This window comes from Mycobacterium colombiense (genome assembly GCF_001953985.1).
GTDB lineage: Bacteria > Actinomycetota > Actinomycetes > Mycobacteriales > Mycobacteriaceae > Mycobacterium > Mycobacterium colombiense_B.
In genome coordinates this window covers 103,261-127,574 of the sequence record NZ_MBEI01000006.1, presented here as the reverse complement: position 1 = coordinate 127,574, position 24,314 = coordinate 103,261, and the positions used below count along the sequence as shown (strand labels likewise).

Sequence of the window (24,314 nt, the reverse complement as noted above, 5' to 3'; positions counted from 1 at the left end):
CGACCTAAACCACAACACCGAGTGTCAAGGATCAACCGAAACAGAAACGTAAACCATCAACCGACTCTGAACAGGGGCACCGGGCTCGCTGTATGACGTCGGCTGATGCTTGGGAACTCCCCAGATGACGGAGTTGCTGTTCAGTAGAGAGCCGAACGCCGAACGCCTAGGTAGTCGCTACTGGCGACTACCTAGGCGTTCGCTGGGTGGATCGACGACCAACGGCGCCAAACGCCGGCCGAGGGTTCGTCGATCACGTATTACTTGGCGCGGTACTAGACCTCGATCGTCTGGCTGACGTAGTTCTCCCAGGTGGCCATCTGGGCCGCGTCGACGAGGAGGCTTTGGTAATCCGGGTCTTCACTGAGGCTCTGCTGGATCCGGCCGTAAGTGGTCCAGTCTTGCGCGGTCGTCAGCATGCCGATCGCGTTGGTGCCCTGACCTCCGACCATGTTCACCAACGCGGTGACGTTCTCCGCGCCATGTTTGCGGGCAAGCCCGGTCGCTCGCTTCAGCTGCTTCTGAATGTCGTCCCAGGTGACCCCAGGGTTGGGATGGACGATCGTGGTAGCGATGATGGTCATGGTTGAACCTTTCGCTGGAGGGGCGGGACTTCAATAGTTTCCGGCGCGCCAGATCGAGCCGTCTAGAGTAGCCGGCTACGCCATTTCTGCGGATGCGCGGACGATTGCCTACGGCCGGCCCCGCGGGCCCCGCGGGCAAGTTTTGGGTGATCTGTCCGCCGGGGTTTCAACCGTCCGCGTTCGGGAACAGTGGTTGATAGTGACACACGCGGCGTAGCTGCAAACGCAGCCAGGCATGCGCTTTACTAAGCAGGGAAATCAATCGGAATGTTGTCTAGTACCAATAGAAGTTCGACAAGTATATTCAGGCAAAAACAAGCGTCAATGGCTTCCTGTTTGAATCCGCGACACAAATACATTCAAGAGTGTCCTGAATGCAATTCGATCCACGAAACGCAGAATCAGGATGACGAATATTGCGTTCGTTGCCAAGCGAACAGAGCGAACTCGGTTTGCCAATAGTCATAGGGCGTGGCGAAAAGTCATGTCTGACGGCCTTGGTCCGTCTGGCAAAGAAGTTAGCGAAGAAGGCTTCAGACCCAGACGCCCTGCCCGCCAGTGGTCGTCACGCAGAGTGCGCGACCGCCGGCATCGTCCGGACATCGAGAACCGTTGCGAACATGACGACTCGCGATAATGGCGAGAGCCATGGAAATTTTCGATATCAATTCGCCGGGCCATGCAATTCGCGCCGCGTCGGCGACACCAGCGAACACCGGGACCCCCGGCAACAGGATCAGCTGATCCGAGAAGCGGTCCGGGGCAGGGGCTCCGGCGGAGGCGAGGCGTCGAATTAGGCGGTGTCTTTCCGGCCCCGATGTGTCAGCATTGGAGCGTGAACGCACGCCGATTAGCGCGTTTGCTGGGTGTCGCGGTGGCGACGACCTGGACGGCGCTGCTGTGTCCCCCGATTTCCGCGTCCGCCGAGCCGTGTCCGGACGTCGAGGTGACGTTCGCCCGCGGCACCGCGGAGCCGCCAGGCGTCGGCGGGGTCGGACAGGCATTCATCGACTCGCTGCGTTCCCAGATCGGGGGCCGGTCGCTTGGGGTGTACGCGGTCAACTACCCCGCCGGCGAGGATTTCGCCCCGTCAGCGTCGGCCGGCGCCGGCGACGCCCACGCTCACGTTCAGTCCATGGTGGCGAACTGCCCCCACACCAAATTGGTGCTCGGCGGCTATTCGCAGGGCGCCATGGTGATCGATCTGATCACCATCGCCCAGGCCTCGATCGCGGGCTTGAATCCTCAGATCCTGACGGCGGACGAGGCCGACCATGTCGCGGCGCTGGCCCTGTTCGGGAATCCGTCGGCCCGGTATCTCGGGGCGCCGGTGAGTGTGGTAAGCCCGTGGTACGGCGCGAAGGCCATCGACCTGTGTGCGCCCGGCGATCCGGTGTGCACCCCGGGCGGGCCCCTGGCGCTGCCGTCGCACGACGAGATGTTCTCGGCAGCGGACCTGTCCTATCAAGGCTCCGGAATGCCCGCTCAGGCCGCCACTTTCGTGGCCGGCCACCTCTGAGGTCGCCTAACTGAGTTCCTTCATGAACTCGCGCGCCAACGGCCCGGCGGAGGCCGGGTTCTGGCCGGTGAAGAGATTGCGGTCCTTGAGCGTGTAGGGCTTCCACATCTCGCCGCTGCTGAACTCGACGCCCATCTTCACCAGTTCGTCCTCCGCGGTCCAAGGGGCCTTCTCCCGCAACCCGACCCCGTCCTCTTCGTCATTGGTGAAGGCTGTGACCTTGTACCCGGCAAACGGCGAGACACCGTTTCGCCGGGTCGCCAGCATGGCGACCGGCGCGTGGCACACGATGGCCAGCGGCTTACCGGACGCCAGAGCCGCGATCAGCAGCCGGCCGGAATCGGCGTCGCGCCACAGATCCTCCATCGGGCCGTGCCCACCCGGGTAATAGACGGCGTCATAGTCCTCGAGGCGGGCGTCGGCCAGTTCGATGGGTCGGCGCAATTCCTCCGCTGACTTCAGGATCTCCTCCAGCTCCAAAGCGATCTTCTCGCTACCGGCCATCGACGGCCGCAGGCTCATCACATCCACATGCGGCACAACACCATTCGGCGTGGCCACGACGACCTCATGGCCGGCGCCGGTGAGCTCGCGGTAGGGCGCTGCGAACTCCTCGGCCCAGTAGCCCGTCGGATGCCTGGTGCCGTCCTTCAGGGTCCAATAGCTCGCTCCCGTGACCACGAACAGCACCTTCGCCATCGCATTTCTCCTGGTTCGCTCCGCAGGGGGATGCGGTCAAGCGTCGCCCATCCGGCGGCCGGGGTCAAACGCGGCGGCGCCGCAGCAATCGACGGGTGGTGGCGCTCGTTCGTCCTTGCCCAGTTGGACAGCCCAGGCGCATTGGACCTGACCGAAACACACTGCGCCACTTGACTTATCGAGGTCACGACGCCGGAGCATACTGCCACACCAGCTCACGGTTTCCCGTCGAAACCGGGCTGCACGACAATGTGAGGCCGGTTGCGTCATGCGTGGTCACGTCTGGAACGGAACAATGCCGGCCGGCCAGCGGTCGATCGAGGCTGGCGACACCGACACCGAGGCCGATCAGCCCGGCCGTCGCGACGGAGACCAGCATCAGCCGGGCGTATCCGATTTTTTGATTGCGGGTCCGTGCGTAGGCCCGGTACGCCATGGTCCCGGACTGCGTTGTCCTGTACCCCGTTGTCCGCATGAGGTGCTCCTAGCGTCGATGCCGAGTGGGATGCCCTTTCGAGCTGACATGAGCTTGCGGAGCGCGCCTTGGCGGATCCTCTACGGATCCTTGGGCCCGGCCGCCGGATTTGGCCACTACGAGCGTCGCGAAGCCGCGGGCGGATTGGTGAAGATCGGGTCACGATGACCAGACGGTGCCCGAGCGGCGGATGCGGCAGCCGAGAACCGGGGCCTGTGAGGTCGCGCCAGTGACGCAGGTCACGGCCACATTTTGGCAGGCAAGCAAAGCGCCTACGCAGAACCGCGGGTAATGCATCTGCGTCGTTTCCATACTTTTTGACGAACCCGAAAAAATCGAAGTCAATGCCAAATGTTTGCGGTTTAATCTTTGTGGGAACATATGCGTGTCAAAACGGGCAGATGACGCTTACGGGGAGATCATTACTTAGAGCGTCTTCTCTTCGAGGGGTTGGCGATATATGGCGTCGAATGACTGGCAGCCGGTGGTGCGCGTCGGGGAGCCGAGGTTCATAGCTGGTGTTGGCAATCGAATCAAAGTCGAAGTCAAGACGAGGGGTTGGTTGAGCCGCGACTGGCGGTGTTACTTCGGAACGCAGGTCTCTCAGCAACAACTGGATGCCCGGTATTCTTCCTATCCCTGTTGGGACGAAGTCCAGCGCATCGAGGGCTCCTGCGCAGAGCATGACGCGGAGCGGTACATCGAAATGATTGATGCCGCAATACATTACGCCAACAGCAGGCTGCGTAGTGACGCGCTGCCGGGGGCCGTTCTGCAGGGCGCGCGCATCGAGCGGCGGGGGTGCGCGGTGCGTGAGCGCCAGGCCGAACTCGATGAGCTAGCGAGGAAGTTAGCGAAACCGGAGCTGTAGCGGGCCGGACAAATCTCGACGGCTCGACCGCGCCGGCGAGCGACTGCGGCGTCCGGCCGGTTTGCCCGCGTCTCACCTCACGTTTCGCCAGGTCGGCCCGGGCGTTGACCCGGAGAAGCTAAATGCGGCAGATAACGATTCTATAAACACAGCATTACTTGTAGATTCCGATATCCGCCACGCCGGCCGCAAACATTGCCGCGTTTGCGCTACCAGCCGGTAACCACATCAGCCGGCCGTGAATGGCGTTCGACTATCGGGCGGGTCGATATGACGGGGGCGCCGGCGTGCAATGCCCGCCTTTTCCTGCCGATTCTCGCTAATCACGCTCACACCGGCCGACCCCGCTCGGATGGCGCGACGTAGTCTTACCTCGCCCGTGACGCTGCCGCCGGTCCACCGGTGAGGTCGGGCGGATCCACAGCCGATACGCGAAGCCGGAGGTGCCCGATGGCCCAGTCCGAACTCATCCTTTACAACGTCACCAGCCGCGTCGCGCTCATCACCGTCAACGATCCCGATCGCCGCAACGCGATAACGGCCGAGTCGTCCGGGCACCTGCGCGAGGCCGTCGAGCGGGCCGAAGCCGACCCCGATGTGCACGCCGTGGTGATCACCGGGGCGGGCAAGGCGTTCTGCGCGGGCGCCGACCTCAGTGCCCTGGGCGCCGCCGGCGGCGGCGCGGCCGAGGCGGGCCTGCAGCAGCTTTATGACGGTTTCATGGCCGTCGGCAGTTGCCGGCTGCCCACCATCGCCGCGGTCAACGGTGCCGCCGTGGGCGCGGGCCTGAATCTGGCCCTGGCGGCCGACGTGCGCATCGCCGGTCCCGCCGCCATGTTCGACGCGCGATTCCAGAAGTTGGGGCTTCACCCCGGCGGGGGTGCGACGTGGATGCTGCAGCGCGCGGTCGGCCCGCAGGTCGCTCGGGCGGCCCTGCTGTTCGGGATGCGCTTCGACGCCGACGACGCGGTGCGGCACGGCTTGGCGTTGAGCGTGGCCGACGATCCGGTCGCCGCGGCCCTGGAACTGGCCGCCGGTCCGGCGGCGGCTCCGCGGGAAGTGGTGCTGGCGACCAAGGCCACCATGCGCGCCACCGTCAGTCCGGGGTCGCTGGACAACGAACAACACGAGCTCGCGATGCACGCCGAGCTCGGGCCGCAGTCCTATTCCATCCAATCACCGGAATTCGCACAGCGTTTGGCCGCGGCGCAACGCCGGTAGGATCGGCAACGCGGCGCGATCCCGACGCGAAGGCTACAGATCCAGCAGCGCGGTTCCGGGCGATTCGATCAGATCCCTGAGCTCGCAGACGAATTGGGCGGCCTGGGCACCGTCGGCGATGCGATGGTCGAACACACAAGTCAGCGACATCGTCGGGCGCGCGACGATCTCTGCGCCCCGGACGACGGCCCGCGGCCTGATCGCACCCATGCCGAGGATGGCGGCTTCGGGATGGTTGATCACCGGAACCCCGTCGTCCACACCCAGCGCCCCGAAATTCGTCACGGTGAACGTCGAGCCCCGCAACTCCCCCGGACCCAGGCTGCCCGCACGCGCATTTGCGATCAATTCGGCTGCGCGGCCGGCCAATTCGCGGGTGGTCTTGACGTGGGCGTCGGTGATGACCGGGACGAGCAGCCCACGTTCGGTGGCCGTGGCGATGCCCAGGTGCACCCGGTGCTCGACGCGCACCTGCGGCCCCTGCGGGGAGTCGACCCAGGTCGAGTTCAACATCTCGTTGTGGCGCAGCGCGATGACGAGCAAGCGCAACACGAGCACGAACGGCGTGATCATCTCCTCCGCCGGCCGGAACCGGTCGGACAGCCGGACCAGCTCGGCGCAGTCGACCTCGACACCGACCTTGGCCGCGGGAATCTCCTTGTGCGACAGCGTCATTTTCTCCGCCATCCGGGCCTGCACACCCCGAACCGGCCGGACATCGGCGCCATTGCCGTTCCCGCGAGCCGCCGCCAGCACGTCCTCCCGGGTGATGATGGCGCCGGTGCCGTGCGGCACTGAGTTGAGGTCCACCATCAGCTCCTTGGCCAGCTTGCGCACCGGAGGGGCGGCGAGCGGGCGGGTGGTGCGCCGGCTGGTGTCGATACCGGAGTCGGCGCCATAACCGACCAGCGTGGGCATTTCGGTTTCGGCCGACGGTAGGTCACCGCCCAGCGGCGCCGTGTCGATGCGCAGCAGCACCGCCCCCACGTCGATCACATCGCCTTCGGCGCCGTTCCTTTCGATGATCCGCCCGGCGTACGGGCTCGGGATCTCCACTTCCGCCTTGGCGGTCTCCACCGTGCACAGCACCTGATTGAGCTCGACGTCGTCACCCACCGCCACGTGCCATTGGGTCACCGTGACTTCTTCCAGTCCCTCGCCGAGGTCGGGGACCCGAAACGACTTGACCCGCTCGTCGCTCATGGCTGCGCCAACACGCGCTCGACGCAATCCAGCAGCCGATCCGGCCCGGGCAGCCACCACTTCTCCAGCCGGGCCGGCGGATACGGGGTGTCAAACCCGCACGCGCGCAACACCGGGGCCTCCAGCTCGTAGAACAACTCCTCCTGAATTCGGGCGGCCAAACCCGCTCCATACCCCAGGCTGCGCGGGCCCTCGTGCATCACCACGCAGCGTCCGGTCCGGTGGATCGACGAGGCGACGGTATCGAAATCCAGCGGCACCAGGGACCGCAGATCGATCACCTCCAGGCTCCAACCACGTTGTCGCTGCGCCTCTTCGGCGGCGCCGACCGCGGTGCTGACCAGGCTGCCGTAGGTCACGACGGTCACGTCGGTGCCCGGTCGGCGGACCATTGCCTGCCCGATCGGCGGTTCGGGCCGGGTGACGTCGACCAGGCCGCGCCCCTGATACCGGCGCTTTGGCTCCAGATACATGACGGGGTCCGGGCAGCTGATCGCGTGGCGCAGCAGCCAATACGCGTCCGCCGGGCTGGACGGCACCACCACCTTCAAGCCGGCGGTGTGGGCCCAGTACGACTCGGTGGAATCCGAATGATGTTCGGCGGCACCGATTCCCCCGAACGACGGGATGCGCACCGTCACCGGCATGTTGATTTCGCCGCGGGTGCGGGAGCGGTACTTCGCCAGGTGGCTGACCACCTGATCGAAGGCAGGATAGGAAAACCCGTCGAACTGGATCTCGGGTACCGGCACGAAGCCGCGCAGCGCCAGGCCCACCGCGATCCCGATGATGGCGGACTCGGCCAGGGGCGTGTCGAAGCAGCGGCTCTCGCCGAACGCGGAGGCCAGTCCCTCGGTGACCCGAAACACCCCGCCCTCGACCGCGACGTCCTCGCCGAATACCAGCACCCGGTCATAGGCGGCCATCGCGTCGTGCAGGGCGCGGTTGAGCGCCTGCACCATGGTCAACGACTGCGCGCCGAGCGCGGCGTCCTGGGTTGCCGCGGTGAGTGTTTCGTCGTGGCCGGCCGGGCGATCAGCGAGCTGAGTCATGGACGCCTCTCAATCACTTCGGTCGAGTTCGGCCCGCAGCTGCCGCCGCTGCTCTTGTAGTCCCGGGGTGATCTCGGCGTACACCGAGGTGAACACCTCGTCGATGTCGAAATCGGGTGCGTCGAACACCGCGTCGCGCAATTCGGCCCGCATCCGATTCGCGCGGGCGGCAACCCGTTCCTCCAACCGTTCCGACCACAGGCCCTGGCCTTGCAGGTAGCTGCGGTACCGCGCGATCGGTTCCAGCGCGGACCAGTGGTCGACTTCGTCTTGCGTCCGGTAGCGACTCGGATCATCGGATGTGGTGTGCGGGCCCAGGCGGTAGGTGACCGCCTCGATCAACGTCGGGCCGCCGCCGGCGCGGGCTCGGGCGGCGGCCTCGGCCGTCACGGCATAGCAGGCCAACACGTCGTTGCCGTCCACCCGGATCCCCGGCATGCCGTAGCCAATTGCCTTGTGCGCCAGCGACGGTGCGGCGGTCTGCTTGGATATCGGCACCGAGATCGCCCATTGGTTGTTCTGCACGAAGAACACGCAGGGCGCGGTGAACACGGCCGCGAAGTTCAACGCCTCATGCACGTCTCCCACGCTGGTGGCGCCGTCGCCGAGGAACGCCATTGTCACCGAATCCTCGCCCAGCCGTTGGGCAGCCATCGCCGCCCCCACCGCGTGCAGGGTCTGGGTGCCGATCGGAATCGACAGCGGCGCGCAGCACTTCTTGGTGAAGTCCAGGCCGCCATGCCAGGTTCCGCGCCACGCGGCCCCCACGTGTCCGGGCGGGATGCCGCGCACCAAAAATGCGCCGAGCTCCCGGTATTGGGGAAACAACCAGTCCGTCTTACGCAGGCACGCCACGGCACCGACCTGAGCGGCTTCCTGACCGTGGCAGGAGGCGAACAGCCCCAGCTCCCCTTGCCGCTTGAGGTTGACGAATTCGCCATCCAGCTCGCGGGTGACCACCATCATCTCGTAGAGCCAGCTCAGCGTCTCCGCGGGAAGCTCACGGCTGTACCGGTCTTCGGGCGTCGGCGAGCCATCGGGCGCGACGAGCTGCACCGGCTCGAGATCGACAGTCATCGGCACCGAAGACACCTGCGCCACCGCCTCCCTCGCCGGGGTGCCGCGTGGCACGGTGAGCCACAGCGGATCCCGGCACGGTCAGCCGAGACCTACCGCGAGCGGAGACCAATCGTCAGTCACACGAAAGGCTTCGCTCGCCGCGACACTGACGTACTCACCATTATGCGCTCAAATGAGAAGTGACCGCGCTGATTGCGACGACGGCGCAGCGTGTCGCGTTTCGCCGCGCATGCCTCGCCCCGGCTTCACTCGGGGACGGTTTCGCCCGCCCTGCGCAACGTCATCTGCGCGTGCTTGAGCACCGGCGAGTCGACCATCTGACCTTCGAACGCGAAGACGCCGCGCTCTGACCGCGCCGCCGTCAGCACCCGTCGTGCCCAGTCCAGGCGCTCCTCGCTGGGGCGGTACGCCTCGCGCACCACCGCGATCTGGCTCGGGTGGATACACACCGTTCCGGCGAAGCCCAGCGCGACGGCGTCCTCAGCCTCGTCCCGCAGGCCGTCGAGGTCCCGGATGTCCAGGTGCACCGCGTCGAGCGCAACCCGACCGAAGGTGGACGCCGTGAGCAGGGCCGTCGACCGGACGTGATGGGCGACGTCGCGGTAGCTGCCGTCGGCCTTGCGGCTGGAGCTACCGCCGAGCGTGGCGACCAGGTCCTCGGCGCCCCACATCAGCGCCACGGTGCCCCGTGCCGCCGCGATTTCGGTGGCGAACACCGCACCGCGCGGCGTCTCCAGCAACGCGATCACATCGCGCGGCGCCAGCGCCGTCACCTGTGCGGCCGATTCGGTCTTGGACAGCATCACCGTCGTGTACGCGGTGCCGGCCAGGGCCTCGAGGTCGAGGGGGTATTCCGCGGTGTCGGCGGCGTTGATCCGCACCACGGTGCGCTCGGGATCCAGCGGTGTCTCCTGCAACGCCTTGCGCGCCGCGGGCTTGTCCGCCTCGGCCACGCCGTCCTCGAGGTCGAGGATTACCACGTCGGCGGCAGCGGCGGCCTTGGCGAAACGTTCGGGACGGTCGGCCGGGCAGAACAGCCAGCCGGGACCGGCGGCTTGCAGGTTCACGTGGTCTCCTCGTCGGTCGGGCGCTTCTGCACCAGCGTGGTGCGCACGGCACGCGCGATCACGTCGCCGTGCTGGTTGCGCCCCGTGTGCTCGAGGGTGACGATGCCTTCGCCGGGCCGGCTCTTCGATTCGCGCTTGCCCGTGCACACCGTCTCCGCGTACAGGGTGTCGCCGTGGAACACCGGCTTGGGGAAGGACACCTCGGAGAAGCCCAGGTTGGCCACGATGGTGCCGAGCGTCAGCTGCGACACCGACAGCCCGACCAGCGTGGAGAGGGTGAACATGGAGTTCACCAACCGCTCGCCGCGAAAGCCGGGTTGCTCGGCGGCCCACGCCGCGTCGAGGTGCAGCGACTGGGTGTTCATGGTGAGCGTTGTGAACAAGACGTTGTCCGCCTCGGTGACCGTCCGGCCGGGCCGGTGCAGGTAGGTGGTACCGATTTCGAATTCCTCAAACCACAAACCGCGCTGGACAACTGACTTACCGACTTGTTCCGTCATGACAGTCCCAGCGACCGCGCGATCAGCATCAACTGCACTTCGGTCGTCCCTTCGCCGATTTCGAGGATCTTGCTGTCGCGGTAGTGCCGCGCCACCGGATATTCGTTCATGAAGCCGTAGCCCCCGTGAATCTGGGTCGCGTCGCGGGCGTTGTCCATCGCCGCTTCCGAGGAGATCATCTTCGCTATTGCCGCTTCCTTCTTGAAGGGCTTGCCCGCCAACATCTTTGCCGCCGCATCGTAGTAGGCGGTACGGGCCACATGGGCGCGCGCCTCCATCCGCGCGATCTTGAAGCTGATCGCCTGGTAGGCGCCGATCGGCTGGCCGAACGCCTGGCGTTCCTTGGCGTACTTGACGCTTTCGTCGACGCAGCCCTGCGCCGCCCCGGTCGCCAGCGCGGCGATCGCGATGCGGCCCTCGTCCAGGATCGACAGGAAGCCCGAGTAGCCGGTGCCCCGGGCACCCAGCAGGTTCTCCTGCGGGACGCGGACGTCGTCGAAGCTCAGCGGGTGGGTGTCCGACGCGTTCCAGCCGACCTTGCTGTACACCGGCTCGACCGTGAATCCCGGTGTGCCGCTGGGCACGATGATCGAGGAGATCTCTTTCTTGCCGTTCGCAGCGGTTCCGGTGACGGCGGTGACGGTGACCAGCGAGGTGATGTCGGTGCCGGAGTTGGTGATGAATTGCTTGCTGCCGTTGATCACCCAGTCGCCGTTGTCGAGCCGGGCCGTGGTGCGCGTTCCCCCGGCGTCCGAACCGGCCCCGGGTTCGGTGAGCCCGAAGCCGGCGAGCGCGCGGCCGGCGGTGAGGTCGGGCAGCCACTTCTGCTTTTGCTCTTCGGTGCCGAACCGGTAGATGGGCATCGCGCCGAGGCTGGCGCCGGCCTCGAGGGTGATCGCCACCGACTGGTCGACCTTGCCGAGTTCCTCGAGCGCCAGCGACAGCGCGAAGTAGTCGCCGCCCATGCCGCCGTATTCCTCGGGGAACGGCAGGCCGAACAGGCCCATCTCCCCCATCTTCGCCACGACTTCGTACGGGAAGCTGTGCTCCTCATCGTGTTTGGCCGACACCGGAGCGACCACGGTGCGCGCGAACTCGGCAACCGTATCGCGAAGATCCTGATACTCCTTGGGTAACGCCCCCGCGGTAATGGATGTGGTCATGATGCGTCCTTACTCGAATCGGCTGCCGCGCTGGATTCTTCGGGTACCAGCCGGGCCAGCACCTGATCGACCGTCACCTGATCACCGACGGAGACCAGCACCTCCACCTGTCCGGAAACCGGTGCGGCAAGCGAATGTTCCATTTTCATCGCCTCGACGACGACCACCACGTCGCCCTCGGAAACGTCGGTGCCCGAGGATGCCTGAACCGCGATCACGCTGCCGGGCATCGGGCTGACGATCTCGGCCCGCTGCGCGCCCGCGGCGCGGTGGATCTTGTTCTCCTCCGCCTCACGCAGGTGCCAGGTTCCTCGCTCGTCGGCGATCCACAGGTGCCGGTCGGCCTCGGCCCAGTGGTAGTCCCGGCGTACCCCGTCCAGTGTGACGCTCATCCGCATCGGCTCGACTTGCGCTGCGGCGGACAGCTTTTCACCCTCGCCGACCTGCACGATCGCCGCATCGGGCAACCCCCGCACCGAGACCGTCTCACTGCGCAGTGGGGTGCGCATGTCGGTGCGGACCGGGGCCGGGCTACCGCCGACGCGCCAGCCCGTCGGCGCCGCCCAGGGGTTGCCCGCGAAGCGGCGCGCCCGGAAGGCCAGGGCCGATTGCCGATAAAGGCCGGCCGCCGCCAGCACGTCATCGGGGGCCGGCAGCGGGGCGAAGTCCGCCAGCCGCTCGTCCAACAGCGCGGTGTCCAGGTCGCCGGCCTGCACGCGCTCGTCGGCGAGCAGGAACCGGAGGAATTCGATGTTGGTCTGGACGCCCAGGATCGCGGTTCGGCTCAGTGCCCGGTCGAGTTTCGCCAGCGCCTCGGCGCGGTCGCTCCCGTGGGCGATCACCTTGCTCAGCATCGGGTCGTAGTCGCTGCCGACCAGCGTCCCCGGCAGCAGCGACGAGTCGACCCGCACACCGTCACCGGACGGCTCGGACACGTGCAGCACCCGCCCACCGGTCGGCAGGAAGCCCCGCGCCGGATCCTCGGCGTACACCCGGGCCTCGATGGCGTGGCCGCGCAGTTCGATGTCGTCCTGGGCGAACCCCAGCTTCTCGCCGGCGGCCACCCGCAGCTGCCACTCGACCAGGTCCAGCCCGGTGACCGCCTCGGTGACCGGATGCTCAACCTGGAGGCGGGTGTTCATCTCCATGAAGAAGAATTCGTCGGGCCGGTCCGCGGAGACGATGAACTCGACGGTGCCCGCGCCGACATAGTCGACGCTGCGCGCGGTGTTGCAGGCGGCCGCGCCGATGCGCGCCCGCGTCACCTCGTCGAGCAGCGGCGACGGCGCCTCCTCAATGACCTTCTGGTGACGGCGCTGCAGGCTGCACTCGCGCTCGCCGAGGTGCACGATGTTGCCGTGTGTGTCGGCGAGCACCTGAACCTCGATGTGCCTGGGCCGCAACACGAATCGCTCCAGAAAAAGGGTGTCGTCGCCGAACGACGAGGCCGCCTCGCGCCGCGCGCCCACCAGCGCTTCGCGCAGCTTGCCCGGTTCTTCCACCAACCGCATGCCCTTGCCGCCGCCGCCCGCCGACGGCTTGATCAGCACCGGGTATCCGACCTCCTCCGCGGCCGCGACCAGCTCGTCATCGCGTAGCCCGGGCTTGGCGACACCGGGCACCACGGGGACGTCGAAGGCGGCCACGGCGTTCTTGGCGGTGATCTTGTCGCCCATCACCTGGATCGCCTGGGCCGGCGGGCCCAGGAACACGATCCCGGCACGCTCGCAGGCCACGGCGAAATAGGCGTTCTCGGAAAGGAATCCGTAGCCGGGGTGGATCGCTTGAGCTCCGGTGCGCGTGGCCGCCTGGACAACCTTGTCGATGTTCAGGTAGCTCTCGCGCGCCGCGGCCGGCCCCAGGCGCACCGCTTCGTCGGCCTCGAGCACGTGGCGCGCGCCGTAGTCGGGGTCGCTGTAGACGGCGACCGAGCGGATGCCGAGCCGGCGCAGGGTCCGGATCACGCGCACCGCGATCTCGCCGCGGTTGGCCACTAGTACGGTTTCGAACACTGCACTCACATCCGAAAGACGCCGTAGGAGACGGGTTCCAGTGGTGCTTGGGCGCACACCGAAAGAGCCAGCCCGACAAAGGTTCTGGTGTCAGCGGGGTCGATGATCCCGTCGTCCCACAGCCGGGCCGTGGAATAGTAGGGGTTGCCCTGACTTTCGTACTGGTCGCGAATGGGCGCCTTGAACGCCTCTTCCTCGTCGGCCGACCACGGTTTGCCCGCGCCGGCGAGCTGCTCGCCGCGCACGGTGGCCAGCACCGACGCGGCCTGTTCGCCGCCCATCACCGAGATGCGGGCGTTGGGCCACATCCACAGGAAGCGCGGCGAATACGCCCGGCCGCACATCGAATAGTTGCCCGCCCCATAGGATCCACCGATCACGACGGTCAGCTTCGGCACCCGCGCGCAGGCGACGGCCGTGACCATCTTGGCGCCGTGCTTGGCGATACCGCCGGCCTCGTAGTCGCGGCCGACCATGAAGCCCGCGATGTTCTGCAGGAAAAGCAGCGGGATCTTGCGCTTGTCACACAGCTCGATGAAATGCGCACCCTTCAAAGCGGATTCGCTGAACAGCACGCCGTTGTTGGCCACGATGCCCACCGGGTGGCCGTGAATGTGGGCGAACGCCGTCACCAGCGTCTTGCCGTAATTGGCCTTGAACTCGCTGAATTCGCCGCCGTCGACCAGCCGCACGATCACCTCGTGCACGTCGTAGGGCACCCGTGGGTCGGGCGGCACCACGTCGTAGAGCTCGGTCTGGGCGCAGGTGGGCGCGACCGGAGATCGCACCTCCCACGGGCTGGGCGCGCGCGGGCCGAACGTGGCCGTGATCGCGCGGACGATCCGCAGGGCGTGCTCGTCGTCTTCGGCGAGGTGGTCGGTGACACCCGAGACCCGGGAATGCAGGTCGCCGCCGCCGAGGTCTTCGGCCGACACGATCTCCCCGGTCGCGGCCTTGACCAGGGGCGGGCCTCCCAAAAAGATCGTGCCCTGCTCGCGCACGATGACGGCCTCGTCGCTCATGGCGGGCACGTAGGCGCCGCCGGCCGTGCATGAACCGAGCACGGCGGCCACTTGCGGAATCTCCTTGGCGCTCATGGTCGCCTGGTTGTAGAAGATGCGCCCGAAGTGCTCGCGGTCGGGGAAGACCTCGTCCTGGCGGGGCAGGAACGCACCGCCGGAGTCCACCAGGTAGATGCACGGCAGCCGATTCTGCAGTGCCACCTCTTGGGCGCGCAGATGCTTTTTGACCGTCATCGGGTAGTAGGTGCCGCCCTTGACCGTCGCGTCGTTGGCGACGATTACGCACTCGCGATCCGACACGCGCCCGATGCCGGTGATGATCCCGGCTCCGGGAGATTCGTCGCCGTACATGCCGTCCGCGGCCAGCGGGGAGAGCTCCAGAAACGGGCTGCCCGGGTCGAGCAGGCGGTCCACCCGTTCGCGGGGCAGCAGCTTGCCGCGGCTGACGTGACGTTCCCGTGCGCGTTCGTTTCCGCCCAACGCCGCCGCCGCGAGCTTGGCGTTCAACTCGCCCACCAGCCGGCGGTGCTCATCGGAGAACGACGCCTCGGCCTTGGCGGGTGAGGTCACCACGTTGTCCATCGCCGCAGCAGCCTCCTTGCCGTCGTGCGGTCGGGCTTTTTGAGTTAATGCTCATTAACTCAAGGGCCGAGAATACCATTGCCGTCGTTGCCGGTCCAGGGAGGACCACAGTCGGCGCGAAGCGCGAGTTAATCGCGAATAACTCGTGCTACGTTAGGGCCAGTTGACCAGACGGAGGTCCGTCATGACAGCGTCCGCCTCCGAGGGCCAGGCCGGTCCCGCCGACGCTCCAAATCGCCGGAGCCAGTTGAAGTCCGACCGCCGGCTACAACTGCTGTCCGCCGCCGAGCGGTTGTTCGCCGAGCGCGGGTTCCTCGCGGTGCGGCTGGAGGACATCGGTGCGGCCGCCGGGGTCAGCGGTCCGGCCATCTACCGGCATTTTCCGAACAAGGAGTCGCTGCTGGTCGAGTTGCTGGTGGGCATCAGCACCCGGCTGCTCGCCGGCGCCCGGCAGGTGCAGGCCGACGGCGCCGACGCGGCCGCAACGCTGGACGGGCTGATCGACTTCCATCTGGACTTCGTGTTCAACGAGCCCGACCTGATTCGCATCCAGGACCGCGACCTCGCGTACCTGCCCCCGGCCGCCGAAAAGCAGGTGCGCAAGTCCCAGCGTCAATACGTCGAGGTCTGGGTGGGGGTGCTGCGGGAGCTGAACCCCGAGCTGGCCGAGGCCGATGCCCGGCTGGCCGCGCACGCCGTGTTCGGTCTGCTGAATTCGACACCGCACAGCATGAAGTCCCCCGATACTTCGCGCACCAAGACCGTCCGCGCGGCGAGGTCGCGAGCCGTCATGCGCGCAATGACGGTGGCCGCGCTCGCGGCCGGAAATTCAGTGCCGCTGAGCAGTCCGTCGTAAGGTGACTCAGGGTTTTAACACCGAGCCCAGGTACCCTGCAAGCCATGAGGTGGACATGAACGATTCACGTCCCACCGAGCGGTTTCCTACATCGCGGCCGGGGCCACAGCAACCGAGGTATGCGCCGCCCGCTGATCCCGCGTACGCCGACCAGATGCCGTACGCGCAGAGCTATGGCGGGGCGGCGTCGCCCTGGGCGCCCACCCCGAACGAGGCGAACACCACCAAGGAGCTGCCGGCGTACTGGCAGCAGGACCAGCCCCCGTCGGGCGACCTACCGACGGGCATGGCTCCCCCGCCGCCCGAGGGCCCGAAATCGTCGCGATGGTTGTGGCTCGGCGCCGGCGCGGCGGTATTGCTGGTCGTCGCATTGGTGATTGCCCTGGTGCTGGCGAACGACGCGATCAAGACCCAGACCGCCGTCCCGCCGCTGCCGGCGATGCCGGAGACGACCCCGGAAACGACGACGACAACATCGCCCCACCGGTCGCCGTCGCTCATCCCGGCCCCGATACCGCCGACCAGCGGCCCCGAGCTGCCCCCCGAGACGACCGGGCCGGCCACGATGCAAGATGTCGTCTACACCGTCTCGGGTGAGGGACGCGCGATCAGCATCATGTACATCGACACCGGCGGCCTCGTCCAGACCGAATTCAACGTCGCGCTGCCGTGGAGCAAGGAGGTCAGCCTGTCGAAGTCGGCTAACCACCCGCCCAACGTCACGATCGTCAACATCGGCCACAGCGTCACCTGCACGCTCACCGTCGACGGGGTTCAGGTCAGCAAGCGCGTCGGCGGCGGCCTGACGATCTGCGACGCCCGCGGCTAGCCGCTACCCCCGGCCGGCTAGGACGGCTCGGCCGCCGGTTCGGCCAGCGCGGCGCCGCGCGCCGGAACCCGCACCACCAGCATCGCCAGCAGTCCGGCGATCAGCACGAGCGAAATTCCGCCCAGGCCGGCCCGCACGGCACCGAAGACGTCGACGAACACCGAGAACAGCCACGGCGCCACGAACGCCACCGCCCGCCCGGTCATGGTGTAGAGGCCGAACGCGACGCCTTCCCGGCCGTGCTTGGCCATCTGCAGCAGCAAGGCACGCGACGACGACTGCGACGGCCCGATGAACATGCACAGCAGCAGCCCGCACACCCAGAACGCCACCGGCCCGGACAGCGCCATCAGGGTCAGCCCCAGGACGACGATCGCGAACAGCGACGCCACGATGACGGGCTTCGATCCGACGCGGTGGTCGACGAACCCACCCAGCACCGCACCCACCGCGGCGACCACGCTGGCCGCCACCCCGAAGATCAGCACGTTGGCCTGTGAGATGCCGTACACGTTGACGCCGAGCACCGCGCCGAACGCGAAGATCGCCGCCAGCCCATCCCGGAAGAGCGCGCTGGCGAACAGGAAGTACACCAGGTTGCGGTCGCGCCGCCATTCCGCGGCGACCTCGGTCCACAGCTTGCGGTACCCGCCCAGCATGCTCGTCGGGCGGTAGCCGTCCGACGACTCGGTCAACCGGTGCGCGACGAACAGGAGGGGAAGCGCCAGCACCGCGAACCAGATCGCTGCCACCACCATCGCCTCGCGGACATAAAGCCCGTCCCGCAAGGGAATTCGCAGCAGGCCACGTGTCGCGTCGGGCCCTTTGCCGGATCCGGAGATGAAGCCGGTGTAGATCACCAGTAGGAGCAGAACGCTTCCGACATAACCGGCCGCCCAGCCGAATCCGGATATCCGCCCGGCCGTCTGCGGCGTCGAGAGCTGACGCAGCATGGCGTTGTACGGGACGCTGGCCAAATCGCCGCAGGCCGCCGTCGCCCCGAGCAGCACCAGACCGGCCCACAGGTAGCCGGGGCTGTCGCGGATGAAGAACATCAAGCAGGTCAGCGTCACCGCTGTGGCGGTCAGCACACTCAGCGCCACCCGCCTGCGGTGCGGCGACTCCACCCACACGCCGACGGCGGGCGCGAGCACGGCGACGGTCAGCCCGGCGACGGCCGCGGCGCGGCCCAACCAGCTCGCCGGCGTGGTGGCGCCGGATATCCCCACCCCGACGCTGCTGGTCAGGTAGACGGCGAAGACGAAGGTCGCCACGATCGCGTTCAGACCGGTCGAGCCGCAGTCCCAGAGCGCCCACGCCACCACCCGCGATCGCGCGGGGCTGGCGTAACGCGACTCCGGCTGGCTCATTCCCGGCACTCTATAGGCGCTCGCGATCGGCTGCGGGCGCCATTTCGACCGCTGTCTACGATTGGCGCATGCCGCTACCCGCTCCAAGCCCCGAGGCGCGCGCCGTTGTGACCGGAGCTTCGCAGAACATCGGTGAAGCGCTGGCCACCGAACTCGCCGCACGCGGACACCACCTGATCGTCACCGCGCGCCGCGAAGACCTGCTCAAGGACCTGGCCGCCCGCCTGACCGGCAAGTACGGCGTCATCGTCGACGTCCGCCCCGCCGACCTGGCCGACCCCGGCCAACGCGCGAAGCTGTGCGACGAGCTGGCCGCCCGCCCGATCTCGATCCTGTGCGCCAACGCGGGCACCGCGACCTTCGGTCCGGTCGCCACGCTCGATCCGGCCGGCGAAAAAGCCCAACTACAGCTGAATGTCCTTGGGGTGCACGACCTTACATTGGCGGTGCTGCCGGGAATGGTCGAGCGCAAATCCGGCGGGATCCTGATTTCCGGTTCGGCGGCGGGCAATTCGCCGATTCCCTACAACGCCACCTACGCGGCCACCAAGGCGTTCGCGAACACCTTTAGCGAATCGCTGCGCGGCGAGCTGCGCGGATCCGGTGTCAACGTGACGCTGCTGGCCCCCGGCCCGGTGCGGACCGACCTGCCCGACGACACCGAGGCCTCGATCGTCGAGCGGCTGGTTCCGGACTTCCTGTGGATCTCTACCGAGCACACCGCGCGGGTGTCGCTGGATGCGTTGGCGCGCAACAAGATGCGCGTCGTTCCGGGCCTGACGTCGAAGGCCATGTCGGTGGCCAGCGGGTACGGCCCGCGCGCCATCGTGGCGCCCATCGTCGGCGCGTTCTACAAGAAGCTGGGCGGCGGGTAGGGCTACTTCCGGCGCCGGCCGGTACCGAAGATGCTTTTGACCGCTTCGCGTATCGCGGTGTTGATCCCGCTTTTCACCGTCGGGTTCTGCAGCACTTCCTCCCACATGGCGGGCCCCTTCGGGCCCTTCGGCTCCGCCGGCTGCGGCATCGGCGGTACCGGCTCGTTCGCCGGGACGGGCGGGTAGCCGGACTGGGTCTGCGGCGGCTGCGGCGCGGGTCGGGTCTGCGGCGGCTGCGGCGCGGCCTGGGGCTGCGCGGGCTGGGGAGCCGTCTGGCCATACTTCGCCTGCAGCGGACTCTTTTTCGCCGCCGCCTCGATGTCCCCGGTGCCGATCGACGCCATCAGCGAGCGCGGCACCCGCATCCGGGTCCACGCGACCGGCGTCGGCGCGCCCCTCTCGGACAGCACGGTGACCACCGCCTCGCCGATGCCCAGCGACGTCAACGCCGACTCCAGGTCGTAGACATCGGTTTTCGGGTAGGTGCGGACGGTCTTGCTGAGCGCCTTCTGGTCGTCGGGCGTGAACGCCCGCAACGCGTGCTGAACGCGGGCGCCCAACTGGGAGAGGATGTCGTTGGGGATGTCCGTGGGCAGCTGGGTGCAGAAGAACACCCCGACGCCCTTCGACCGGATCAGCTTGACGGTCTGCTCGACCTGTTCGAGGAAGGCCTTGGACGCGTCGGCGAACAACAGGTGCGCCTCGTCGAAGAAGAAGACCAGCTTCGGCCTGTCCACGTCGCCGACCTCGGGCAGTTGGGTGTACAGGTCGGCGAGCAGCCACATCAGGAAGGTGGAGAAGATGACGGGACGCACGGACTGACCGGTGAACTCCAGCAGCGAGATGATGCCCTGGCCTTGGTCGTTGGCGCGCAGCAGATCGTTCGGGTCGAGCTTGGGCTCACCGAAGAAGGTGTCGCCGCCCTCGGCATCGAGGTTCACCAGCGCGCGCAGGATGACGCCCGCCGTCGTCGCCGACACGCCGCCCAGGGATTTCAGGTCTTCCTTGCCCGCGTCGCTGGTGAGGTAGCCGATGGCACCGCGAAGATCGTCCGTGGTGACCAGCCGGCGGTTTTGATCCTTGGCCCAATGGAAGATTAGCCCCAGCGTCGACTCTTGAGTAGCGTTGAGTCCCAGAACTTTTGACAGCAGCACGGGGCCGAAGCTGTCGACGGTCGCGCGTATCGGCACACCGATTCCCTTGGTGCCCAACGACAAGAACTCGACCGGAAACCCGGTCGGCTGCCAGTCGTCGCCGGTGTCCTTGGCCCGCGCGGCGGTCTTGTCGTTGCCCTCTCCGGGCCGGGCCAGCCCGGACAGGTCGCCCTTCACGTCGGCCATCAGCACGGGAACGCCCGCGGCGCTGAGTTGCTCGGCGATCAGTTGCAGCGTCTTGGTCTTGCCCGTTCCGGTGGCCCCGGCCACCAGGCCGTGCCTGTTGATGGTGGCCAACGGGATACGGATCTGCGCCGTCGGATCGGCCGCGCCGTCGATGACTACCGTGCCCAATTCCAGTGCCTGGCCGTCGACGGCGTAGCCGTCCGCGATCCGCGTCGCGGCCGTGGCCGCTGAATCAGTGCTCATCGTGCTGCGCCCCTCTTCCGGCGATGATTCGGCATGCAGTTCGACAACGCTCACCCTACTTCTCCAGCTCATCCGGGGGCGAGGTCCGGCGCGGGCGTCAGCTGGGCCTAGTCCGATGGTGGCGCCCCGCGGCGCCCGGCTCCGCCGCACTTGCGATCGCCACTAGTCTGAGCGCTGTGCGAGACGAATTGGTGTGGATCGACTGCGAGATGACCGGGCTTGATCTGGGCTCGGACAAGCTGATTGAGATCGCGGCGCTGGTGACCGACGCCGACTTGAACATTCTCGGCGAGGGAGTCGACGTGGTGATCCACGCCGACGATGCCGCGCTCGCCGCGATGGGCGACGTGGTCAGCGAAATGCACTCGCGCTCCGGGCTGACCGACGAGGTGCGGACATCGACCGTCGACCTGGCGACCGCCGAGGCGATGGTGCTGGACTACATCGGCGAACACGTCAAGCAGCCCAAGACGGCGCCGCTGGCCGGCAACTCCATCGCCACCGACCGCGCCTTCCTCATGCGCGACATGCCCGCCCTGGACTCGTTCCTGCACTACCGCATGATCGATGTGAGCTCGATCAAAGAGCTGTGCCGGCGCTGGTATCCGCGGATTTACTTCGGTCAGCCCGTCAAGGGGCTGGCCCACCGGGCCCTGGCCGACATCCACGAATCCATCCGCGAGCTGCAGTTCTACCGGCGAACCGCGTTCGTCGTGCCGCCGGGGCCGTCTACCAGCGAAATCGAGGCCGTAGCCACCGCCCTCGGCGACGGAAAAGACGCACCGGGGCCAAGCGATTCGGCCAGCGCGCCGCCAACCGGCTAGTATCGACGTCGCCGCTCGTTGACCGTCATCGTGCGAGGGTCGGCTTGCGGCCGTGGTGGGTGTAGTTCAGTTGGTAGAGCGTCAGGTTGTGATCCTGAATGTCGCGGGTTCGAGTCCCGTCACTCACCCCACAGGTCAGGGAGCATCACCGCTCCCTGACCTTTTTATGGTGCTAACGTCTCCGCGCAAACGCACCCGTGAGTGGAAAGCAGTGAACAGCCAACGTCCCGCCCTGTCCCAACCCCGGCGCATGCGCCCGGGGGCAGCGGCTGTCGCGGCGGTCGCGCTATCCCTCGCGGGTTGCGGCGGGTCGACTCAGACCACGATGACCGTCACGTCGACGGTGCCGGCCGAGACCAAAACGGTGACGAAGACCGTCGCCCCGCCACCCCCGCCGGGGCCCAAGACCTCGATCGAGAACAACGGCACCTTCATCGTCAACAAGGACATCGCCGCGGGCACCTACCGCACCGATGGCGGCAAGTCGGGGTGCTACTGGGCCAGGCTGCGCAGTTTCAACACCAACGACGTCATCGACAACAACGTCGGCGACGGCCAGCAGGTGGTCCGGATCTTGCCGACCGACGCCGCGTTCATGACGCGCAGTTGCGGGACCTGGCAGAAGATCGACTGACGCGCCTCAGGTGTTGGCGTTACCCGCTTTCCACTGCGACCACGGGATGTTCCAGTCGCCCAGCCCCTCGATACCCGGCAGCGTCGGCCCGACCGTGTGCACCACCTCGACGATGTCGCCACTCTTGCTGTGGTCGTAGAACCACTCGGCGTTGCTCGGGCTCACGTTCAGGCACCCGTGGCTGGTATTGGTGTGGCCCTGGGCGCCCACCGACCACGGCGCGGAGTGCACAAAGACGCCGCTGTAGGACATCTGGGTGGCCCAGTCGACTTCGGTGCGATATCCGTTGGGCGAGTTGACCGGAACACCGTAGGTCGAGGAATCCATGATGATGTGCTTGAACCGCCCACCAATGATGTAGACGCCGTTGGCCGTTGGGGTGCTGTCCTTGCCCATCGACGTCGGCATGGTCTTGACGACATCACCGTTGACCCGCACCGTCACCGTCTTCGTGGTGTCGTCGGCCGTCGAGATCACCTCGTCACCAATGGTGAAGTGCGTCTTGACGTTGTCCTCGCCGAACATCCCGTCGCCCAGGTCCACCCCGTACGTGTTGACCGCCACATCGATCGCTGTTCCCGATTTCCAGAAACGCTCTGGGCGCCAACGCACTTCGCGGTTGTTGAGCCAATAGAACGCGCCCTCGACCGGAGGGTTGGTGGTGATGTTGATGGCCTTCTGGGCGGCCGCGCGGTTCGCGATGTTCTCGTCGAAGCGGATGGCCACCGGCTCACCGATGCCCACCACGTCGCCGTCGGCCGGGCTGATGTAGGGCATGGTCAGGTGCGCCGGTGAACTGGTCTCGAAGGTCATCTGCTTGCTGGCCGCGCCGCCCAGGCCGGTCGCCTTCGCGTTCAGCGTGTAGCGCCGGTTGTAGCCGAGCTGTTCGGTGGTCGACCAGCGCAGCCCGTCGGGACTGAGCTGCCCACTGATCGACTTTCCGTTCTCGTTGACCATGGTGACCGACGCGAGCACGCCGTCGGCGACGGTCACCGTGACCGGCGCGTCCACGGTCACACCGACGGCGCCGTCGGTCACCGAGGCGGCGAGCTTGGGGACCAGCAGGTCGGCCAGCGGGGTGCCCTTGTCGAAGATGACCTTCACCGGTGCAGCCGCGTGGTTGCCATTGCAGGCGGCGGCAAAGACAGCAATCGGAACCATCGCGGCTACCAGCCACGATCGTCGTCTCCGCAAATGCGCCATCCAGTGACCTTCCGTATGAATCTCCAGTTGGTCACCGCTGACCAGCGAGGTAGCTGCAGGCATTCTAATGGCTTTTGCCGACACTCCTACGCGTATGCGAGGCGGGACTGCCGATCGGTGTCACCACCGCAATGAATTCGTCATTCGGACCGCGTCAGGGCCTGCCGCGGCCCGATCAGGCCGGCGAGCCGACCTCGTCGTGCAGCTCTGCGTCGACCATGTCGCGGGTGCTGACGGCCTCGACGCGCGCGAGTTTGACGATGGCCGCCGTCATCACCAACGCGGCCGCCGCCAGGCCGATCATCCCGGCGCGCCCCGTGTTCAGCGTCTCGCCGAGCACGACGACGCCTAGCACCGCCGCCACCACGGGCTGCGACATCTGCAGGGTCGGCATCGACGCGGTCAGCGGACCCGCCCGAAACGCCGACTGGCTCCACGCGACGCCTCCCACCGCGACCAGAATGCACGCGTACAGCTCCGGGGTCCGGGCCACCGCGCCCGCACCGTCGCCCAGCCGGGCGACGACCTCCTTGGCGAGCACCGCGAAGACGCCCCACAGCGACCCCGACGCGAAGGCGAACAGCGCCGCGGCCGCCGAGCCGCCCCAGATCCGGCCGGCCACCACGCAGCCGACGAGCAGCGGCCCGAGGACGACGGCCACGACGGCCCAGGTTCGCAGCGAGGCGCCCGCATGACCGGCCTCCGGGTTGCCCACCACCACGACCACGACCACCGCCGCCGTCAGCAGAGCCGCCCACACCCATTCGCCGCCGGTCACGGTGCGGTGCGAACACCAGGCGTTGATGGGCAGCGCGAACAGCACCGAGGACATCAACAGCGCCTGCACCATCAGCACCGAGCCCTCACCCAGCGCCGCGGCCTGTAGCGCGATGCTCGCCACCAAAAGCAGTGCGCCCCACCACCACCGCGCATTGCGCAGCAGGCCGGCGAACAGTTCGACGGTGCCGACCGACCGGTCGGCGATGCAGTGCGCGGCGCGCTGCTGCAGCACGTCGCCGCTCGCCACGCACAGCGCGGAGCTCAATGCCAGCAGTGCGGCGATATTCGCATGAGCCATCAGGGTTTCCGT

General features: G+C 67.2%; 23 protein-coding genes and 1 tRNA gene. 9 read left to right on the top strand and 15 right to left on the bottom strand.

Going from position 1 to position 24,314, the window contains the following annotated elements; genetic code table 11:
• Positions 1–275 precede the first annotated feature (275 nt).
• Positions 276–584 carry a hypothetical protein gene (locus A5732_RS01640; protein ID WP_064953023.1) on the bottom strand — a complete coding sequence of 103 codons (309 nt, stop codon included), beginning with the start codon at positions 582–584 and terminating at the stop codon, positions 276–278.
• A gap of 835 nt (positions 585–1,419) precedes the next feature.
• Between A5732_RS01640 and A5732_RS01635 the strand changes: the two genes are divergently transcribed.
• Complete coding sequence (locus A5732_RS01635) at positions 1,420–2,103, top strand: cutinase family protein (RefSeq protein WP_076100235.1); 684 nt, start codon at positions 1,420–1,422, stop codon at positions 2,101–2,103.
• Between the two features lie 6 nt (positions 2,104–2,109).
• Here the strand turns inward: A5732_RS01635 and A5732_RS01630 are convergent, their stop codons facing one another.
• On the bottom strand, positions 2,110–2,802 hold the full coding sequence (locus tag A5732_RS01630) for a type 1 glutamine amidotransferase domain-containing protein (RefSeq protein ID WP_076100233.1): 693 nt from the start codon (positions 2,800–2,802) through the stop codon (positions 2,110–2,112).
• A 184-nt stretch (positions 2,803–2,986) separates the two neighbouring features.
• A complete protein-coding gene (locus tag A5732_RS01625; protein ID WP_076100231.1) occupies positions 2,987–3,238 on the bottom strand; it encodes a hypothetical protein in 252 nt (83 codons plus the stop codon).
• A gap of 499 nt (positions 3,239–3,737) precedes the next feature.
• Here A5732_RS01625 and A5732_RS01620 point away from each other — a divergent pair, with 499 nt between their 5' ends.
• Together A5732_RS01620 and A5732_RS01615 are read left to right on the top strand one after the other, a co-directional pair.
• Positions 3,738–4,148: a hypothetical protein gene (locus tag A5732_RS01620; RefSeq protein ID WP_065050960.1), complete on the top strand. Its 411-nt coding sequence runs from the start codon at positions 3,738–3,740 to the stop codon at positions 4,146–4,148.
• 450 nt (positions 4,149–4,598) lie between these two features.
• On the top strand, positions 4,599–5,369 hold the full coding sequence (locus A5732_RS01615) for an enoyl-CoA hydratase (protein ID WP_076050991.1): 771 nt from the start codon (positions 4,599–4,601) through the stop codon (positions 5,367–5,369).
• A gap of 33 nt (positions 5,370–5,402) precedes the next feature.
• On the opposite strand, the gene A5732_RS01610 is transcribed toward A5732_RS01615, so the two are convergent.
• The 8 genes from A5732_RS01610 to A5732_RS01575 form a co-directional block, all read right to left on the bottom strand.
• Positions 5,403–6,572: a dihydrolipoamide acetyltransferase family protein gene (locus A5732_RS01610; RefSeq protein ID WP_076100228.1), complete on the bottom strand. Its 1,170-nt coding sequence runs from the start codon at positions 6,570–6,572 to the stop codon at positions 5,403–5,405.
• On the bottom strand, positions 6,569–7,624 hold the full coding sequence (bkdB, locus tag A5732_RS01605) for a 3-methyl-2-oxobutanoate dehydrogenase subunit beta (protein WP_076100226.1): 1,056 nt from the start codon (positions 7,622–7,624) through the stop codon (positions 6,569–6,571). The genes A5732_RS01610 and bkdB overlap by 4 nt, the downstream gene beginning before the upstream one ends.
• Before the next feature lie 9 nt (positions 7,625–7,633).
• A complete protein-coding gene (gene pdhA / locus A5732_RS01600; RefSeq protein WP_139334509.1) occupies positions 7,634–8,701 on the bottom strand; it encodes a pyruvate dehydrogenase (acetyl-transferring) E1 component subunit alpha in 1,068 nt (355 codons plus the stop codon).
• 248 nt (positions 8,702–8,949) lie between these two features.
• On the bottom strand, positions 8,950–9,771 hold the full coding sequence (locus tag A5732_RS01595; protein ID WP_076100223.1) for an HpcH/HpaI aldolase/citrate lyase family protein: 822 nt from the start codon (positions 9,769–9,771) through the stop codon (positions 8,950–8,952).
• Positions 9,768–10,271, bottom strand: coding sequence for a MaoC family dehydratase (locus tag A5732_RS01590; protein ID WP_064953032.1), 504 nt, complete (start codon positions 10,269–10,271; stop codon positions 9,768–9,770). The genes A5732_RS01595 and A5732_RS01590 overlap by 4 nt, the downstream gene beginning before the upstream one ends.
• Positions 10,268–11,434 (bottom strand): acyl-CoA dehydrogenase family protein, encoded by a 1,167-nt coding sequence (locus tag A5732_RS01585; RefSeq protein ID WP_076050996.1) that lies wholly within the window; start codon positions 11,432–11,434, stop codon positions 10,268–10,270. The genes A5732_RS01590 and A5732_RS01585 overlap by 4 nt, the downstream gene beginning before the upstream one ends.
• Positions 11,431–13,446 carry an acetyl-CoA carboxylase biotin carboxylase subunit gene (locus tag A5732_RS01580; protein WP_076050997.1) on the bottom strand — a complete coding sequence of 672 codons (2,016 nt, stop codon included), beginning with the start codon at positions 13,444–13,446 and terminating at the stop codon, positions 11,431–11,433. Before A5732_RS01580 ends, A5732_RS01585 begins: the two co-directional genes overlap by 4 nt.
• Before the next feature lie 5 nt (positions 13,447–13,451).
• Positions 13,452–15,038: a carboxyl transferase domain-containing protein gene (locus A5732_RS01575; RefSeq protein WP_076051086.1), complete on the bottom strand. Its 1,587-nt coding sequence runs from the start codon at positions 15,036–15,038 to the stop codon at positions 13,452–13,454.
• A gap of 196 nt (positions 15,039–15,234) precedes the next feature.
• Here A5732_RS01575 and A5732_RS01570 point away from each other — a divergent pair, with 196 nt between their 5' ends.
• On the top strand, positions 15,235–15,906 hold the full coding sequence (locus A5732_RS01570; protein ID WP_076050998.1) for an SACE_7040 family transcriptional regulator: 672 nt from the start codon (positions 15,235–15,237) through the stop codon (positions 15,904–15,906).
• Positions 15,907–15,955: 49 nt separating this feature from the next.
• Positions 15,956–16,735, top strand: a complete 780-nt coding sequence (locus A5732_RS01565; protein ID WP_081395967.1) for an MmpS family transport accessory protein — start codon at positions 15,956–15,958, stop codon at positions 16,733–16,735.
• Positions 16,736–16,752: 17 nt separating this feature from the next.
• Here the strand turns inward: A5732_RS01565 and A5732_RS01560 are convergent, their stop codons facing one another.
• Positions 16,753–18,105 carry an MFS transporter gene (locus tag A5732_RS01560; protein WP_076100220.1) on the bottom strand — a complete coding sequence of 451 codons (1,353 nt, stop codon included), beginning with the start codon at positions 18,103–18,105 and terminating at the stop codon, positions 16,753–16,755.
• Between the two features lie 68 nt (positions 18,106–18,173).
• Between A5732_RS01560 and cmrA the strand changes: the two genes are divergently transcribed.
• Positions 18,174–18,980: a mycolate reductase gene (cmrA, locus tag A5732_RS01555; RefSeq protein WP_076100218.1), complete on the top strand. Its 807-nt coding sequence runs from the start codon at positions 18,174–18,176 to the stop codon at positions 18,978–18,980.
• Between the two features lie 2 nt (positions 18,981–18,982).
• On the opposite strand, the gene A5732_RS01550 is transcribed toward cmrA, so the two are convergent.
• Positions 18,983–20,563 carry a helicase HerA-like domain-containing protein gene (locus A5732_RS01550; RefSeq protein WP_076100215.1) on the bottom strand — a complete coding sequence of 527 codons (1,581 nt, stop codon included), beginning with the start codon at positions 20,561–20,563 and terminating at the stop codon, positions 18,983–18,985.
• 176 nt (positions 20,564–20,739) lie between these two features.
• On the opposite strand from A5732_RS01550, the gene orn reads away from it, so the two are divergent.
• The 3 genes from orn (at position 20,740) to A5732_RS01535 (ending at position 22,021) form a co-directional block, all read left to right on the top strand.
• On the top strand, positions 20,740–21,387 hold the full coding sequence (gene orn / locus A5732_RS01545; RefSeq protein WP_076051002.1) for an oligoribonuclease: 648 nt from the start codon (positions 20,740–20,742) through the stop codon (positions 21,385–21,387).
• Between the two features lie 55 nt (positions 21,388–21,442).
• Positions 21,443–21,518 (top strand) — tRNA-His (locus A5732_RS01540).
• A gap of 119 nt (positions 21,519–21,637) precedes the next feature.
• The gene (locus A5732_RS01535) at positions 21,638–22,021 is read left to right on the top strand and encodes a hypothetical protein (RefSeq protein WP_076051003.1); all 384 of its coding nucleotides are present in this window, start codon (positions 21,638–21,640) and stop codon (positions 22,019–22,021) included.
• A 6-nt stretch (positions 22,022–22,027) separates the two neighbouring features.
• Here the strand turns inward: A5732_RS01535 and A5732_RS01530 are convergent, their stop codons facing one another.
• Entirely contained in the window at positions 22,028–23,224 is a 1,197-nt protein-coding gene (locus A5732_RS01530) for a L,D-transpeptidase (RefSeq protein WP_076051004.1), read from the bottom strand.
• A gap of 175 nt (positions 23,225–23,399) precedes the next feature.
• Positions 23,400–24,302, bottom strand: coding sequence for a DMT family transporter (locus A5732_RS01525; protein WP_076100212.1), 903 nt, complete (start codon positions 24,300–24,302; stop codon positions 23,400–23,402).
• Positions 24,303–24,314: the final 12 nt, after the last annotated feature.

Excerpts from the sequence above, each read along its gene's own strand:
- A5732_RS01620 (WP_065050960.1), top strand. The coding sequence starts at position 3,738 with ATGGCGTCGAATGACTGGCAGCCGGTGGTGCGCGTCGGGGAGCCGAGG.
- A5732_RS01570 (WP_076050998.1), top strand. The coding sequence starts at position 15,235 with ATGACAGCGTCCGCCTCCGAGGGCCAGGCCGGTCCCGCCGACGCTCCA.
- A5732_RS01535 (WP_076051003.1), top strand. The coding sequence starts at position 21,638 with ATGCGCCCGGGGGCAGCGGCTGTCGCGGCGGTCGCGCTATCCCTCGCG.
- A5732_RS01590 (WP_064953032.1), bottom strand. The coding sequence starts at position 10,271 with ATGACGGAACAAGTCGGTAAGTCAGTTGTCCAGCGCGGTTTGTGGTTT.
- A5732_RS01560 (WP_076100220.1), bottom strand. The coding sequence starts at position 18,105 with ATGAGCCAGCCGGAGTCGCGTTACGCCAGCCCCGCGCGATCGCGGGTG.
- A5732_RS01630 (WP_076100233.1), bottom strand. The coding sequence starts at position 2,802 with ATGGCGAAGGTGCTGTTCGTGGTCACGGGAGCGAGCTATTGGACCCTG.
- cmrA (WP_076100218.1), top strand. The coding sequence starts at position 18,174 with ATGCCGCTACCCGCTCCAAGCCCCGAGGCGCGCGCCGTTGTGACCGGA.
- A5732_RS01530 (WP_076051004.1), bottom strand. The coding sequence starts at position 23,224 with ATGGCGCATTTGCGGAGACGACGATCGTGGCTGGTAGCCGCGATGGTT.
- A5732_RS01640 (WP_064953023.1), bottom strand. The coding sequence starts at position 584 with ATGACCATCATCGCTACCACGATCGTCCATCCCAACCCTGGGGTCACC.
- bkdB (WP_076100226.1), bottom strand. The coding sequence starts at position 7,624 with ATGACTCAGCTCGCTGATCGCCCGGCCGGCCACGACGAAACACTCACC.
- A5732_RS01625 (WP_076100231.1), bottom strand. The coding sequence starts at position 3,238 with ATGGCGTACCGGGCCTACGCACGGACCCGCAATCAAAAAATCGGATAC.
- A5732_RS01615 (WP_076050991.1), top strand. The coding sequence starts at position 4,599 with ATGGCCCAGTCCGAACTCATCCTTTACAACGTCACCAGCCGCGTCGCG.
- A5732_RS01585 (WP_076050996.1), bottom strand. The coding sequence starts at position 11,434 with ATGACCACATCCATTACCGCGGGGGCGTTACCCAAGGAGTATCAGGAT.
- A5732_RS01610 (WP_076100228.1), bottom strand. The coding sequence starts at position 6,572 with ATGAGCGACGAGCGGGTCAAGTCGTTTCGGGTCCCCGACCTCGGCGAG.
- pdhA (WP_139334509.1), bottom strand. The coding sequence starts at position 8,701 with ATGACTGTCGATCTCGAGCCGGTGCAGCTCGTCGCGCCCGATGGCTCG.
- A5732_RS01550 (WP_076100215.1), bottom strand. The coding sequence starts at position 20,563 with ATGAGCACTGATTCAGCGGCCACGGCCGCGACGCGGATCGCGGACGGC.
- A5732_RS01525 (WP_076100212.1), bottom strand. The coding sequence starts at position 24,302 with ATGGCTCATGCGAATATCGCCGCACTGCTGGCATTGAGCTCCGCGCTG.